Source organism: Pseudomonas frederiksbergensis, from assembly GCF_003732705.1.
Lineage (GTDB): Bacteria > Pseudomonadota > Gammaproteobacteria > Pseudomonadales > Pseudomonadaceae > Aquipseudomonas > Aquipseudomonas frederiksbergensis_F.
Genome location: NZ_MOBR01000034.1, coordinates 1 through 2,284, shown reverse-complemented (window position 1 = coordinate 2,284; position 2,284 = coordinate 1). Strand labels below are relative to the sequence as shown.

2 protein-coding genes are annotated in these 2,284 nt (G+C 53.2%); both read left to right on the top strand.

Features of this window, described 5'->3' with window-relative positions; translation table 11 throughout:
- The first annotated feature begins 131 nt into the window (after nt 1-131).
- Nucleotides 132-593, top strand: a complete 462-nt coding sequence (locus BK667_RS33130) for a hypothetical protein (protein ID WP_148058605.1) — start codon at nt 132-134, stop codon at nt 591-593.
- A gap of 75 nt (nt 594-668) precedes the next feature.
- On the top strand, nt 669-2,105 hold the full coding sequence (locus BK667_RS25040) for an IS1182 family transposase (RefSeq protein WP_123509483.1): 1,437 nt from the start codon (nt 669-671) through the stop codon (nt 2,103-2,105).
- The last annotated feature ends 179 nt before the right edge of the window (nt 2,106-2,284 follow it).

Genomic DNA, 2,284 nt, shown 5'->3' with positions numbered 1-2,284 from the left:
CCCAGGCTGTGTGAAAACACATTTTTATAACGATTCGGCCATGGGGGCATTTGTCCAGGTTTTGAGGCACCATATGGTCTCTAGGAATCCAGCAGCTCGACGCAGCTCGCAAACCAAATCAGGAAGAATGAATGCCTTCCCGTCGCCGCCTCAGTAGTGTCTGTCAAAGTATTGCGCATCACGCTGCCAGCGGTCTGTCGTACGTACACCCACATCTGTTGCAAGCGCTCAAAGTAACCGGGGAGCCTATCGCGACGGTGGATCTACTGAGTGCGACCCCATACCCGAAGGAGCTTCGCAGTCATCCCCACCTTCCCACCGCCCTCTCTTCATTACGTGATCGTTTTGAACAAATTTTGAAATCTGAAGGATTTTTAATAACCGACCTCAACGAGGCCAAACTATTTTTCAAACCTGATGGCCAATACCACGACGAGTATTGTTGCGAATGTCACGCAAGGTTGTCCCATTCAAGCGGCCGTAAATACTTTGCGGCAGTCAATTGCATGGGTAAATCCATTGTTCCCCAGCTCGCCAATTTATGTCCAATCCCCACCGGCAATGTCCTCAATCCAGATGAAAAGCGAGCTTAGCTTTAAGGCCAAAAGCCGAAATACAGCGAGGATGATCTAAGCTTCTGATCGTCTAGATCGTATCGGGGGGCGATCATGAAGCGATTCATTGAAGGCGAGGCCCGGACGCAAGTGACTCTGCTGCCGGAGTGCCTGGACGATTACGTAACCGAAGAAAATCCAGTCCGAGTGGTCGACGTTTTCGTCGATGAACTCGACTTGGGGGCACTTGGGTTTGAAGGTGTTGATCCTGCTGCAACGGGTCGTCCGGCCTATCATCCAGCGGTCTTGCTAAAGATCTATATCTACGGCTATCTCAATCGGATTCAGTCCAGCCGCCGGCTTGAGCGTGAGGCCGAGCGCAACGTCGAGTTAATGTGGCTAACGGGGCGCTTGGCTCCGGACTTCAAAACCATTGCCGACTTTCGCAAAGACAACGGCAAAGCCATTCGCAGCGTATGCCGCCAGTTCGTAGTTCTTTGTCGCAACCTCAATCTCTTCTCCCAATCGATCATCGCCATCGACGGCAGCAAATTCAAAGCCGTCAATAATCGCGACCGCAACTTCACTCAGGGCAAGGTGAAGGCACGCATGCAGCAGATCGAGCAGAGCATTGATCGATATCTGGCGGCGATGGATTCGGCGGATCGGGCAACGCCCGAAGTGGCCGAGGCCAAAGCAGAGCGGCTTAAAGAAAAGATAGAAACACTGAAAAAGCAGATGCAGAAACTCAAGGACATCGAGACGCAGCTCCACGAAAGTCCAGACCAGCAGATCTCCCTCACAGACCCAGATGCACGCTCAATGGCTACGAGCGGCCGAGGCACCGGAACGGTTGGCTACAACGTACAAACTGCTGTCGACGACAAACACCATCTGATCGTTGCCCATGAGGTGACCAACGTTGGTAATGATCGTGGGCAACTGAGCAATATGGCGAACCAAGCGCGTGAAGAAATCGAGGCTGAGTCGCTAACGGTGGTGGCCGACCGAGGCTATTACAAAGGTCTGGAAATCCTTGCTTGCGAGCAAGCCGGCATCACTACCTTCGTACCGAAACCCCTCACATCGGGCAGCAAAGCCGAAGGCCGATTTGGTAAGCAGGACTTCATCTACCTTGCTGCATCGGACGAGTATCGATGCCCTGCGGGACAGTTACTGACCCGGCGGCATTCTTCGGTGGAAGACGGCATGCTACTGCACTGTTATTGGTTCTCGGGCTGCCAGTCCTGCGCAATGCACAAGCAATGTACGACGGGTAAGGAGCGCCGGGTAAAGCGCTGGGAACATGAAGCCGTAATCGATGCGATGCAGGTACGGCTGGAAAATGATCCAACGATGATGAGGCGCCGCCGACAGACCGTTGAACATCCTTTTGGAACGCTCAAATATTGGATGGGAGCCACCCACTTCCTGACCAAAACACTTCCGCGGGTAAGTACCGAAATGAGTCTTCATGTACTCGCCTACAACCTCAAACGAATGATGAGCATCTTCGGCATTGTAGGACTGCTTGAGGCGATCAGGGCGTAAATCCAGCCACTTGGCTCGCCAGTTAGTAGCCGTTTGGGCCGCTGACGCGGCCCAAACGGCATTACGGACGTCTATGTAGCTGACTAAGGTAATTCGCGCTTCCGCCCGCTGATTTCACAGGCAATCCTCGCGCCTCTCAGTTTTCGAGGTATTTAGCGCGTTTTCACACAGCCTGGACC

Coding starts and splice junctions, on each gene's coding strand:
- BK667_RS25040 (WP_123509483.1), top strand. CDS start 669: ATGAAGCGATTCATTGAAGGCGAGGCCCGGACGCAAGTGACTCTGCTG.
- BK667_RS33130 (WP_148058605.1), top strand. CDS start 132: ATGCCTTCCCGTCGCCGCCTCAGTAGTGTCTGTCAAAGTATTGCGCAT.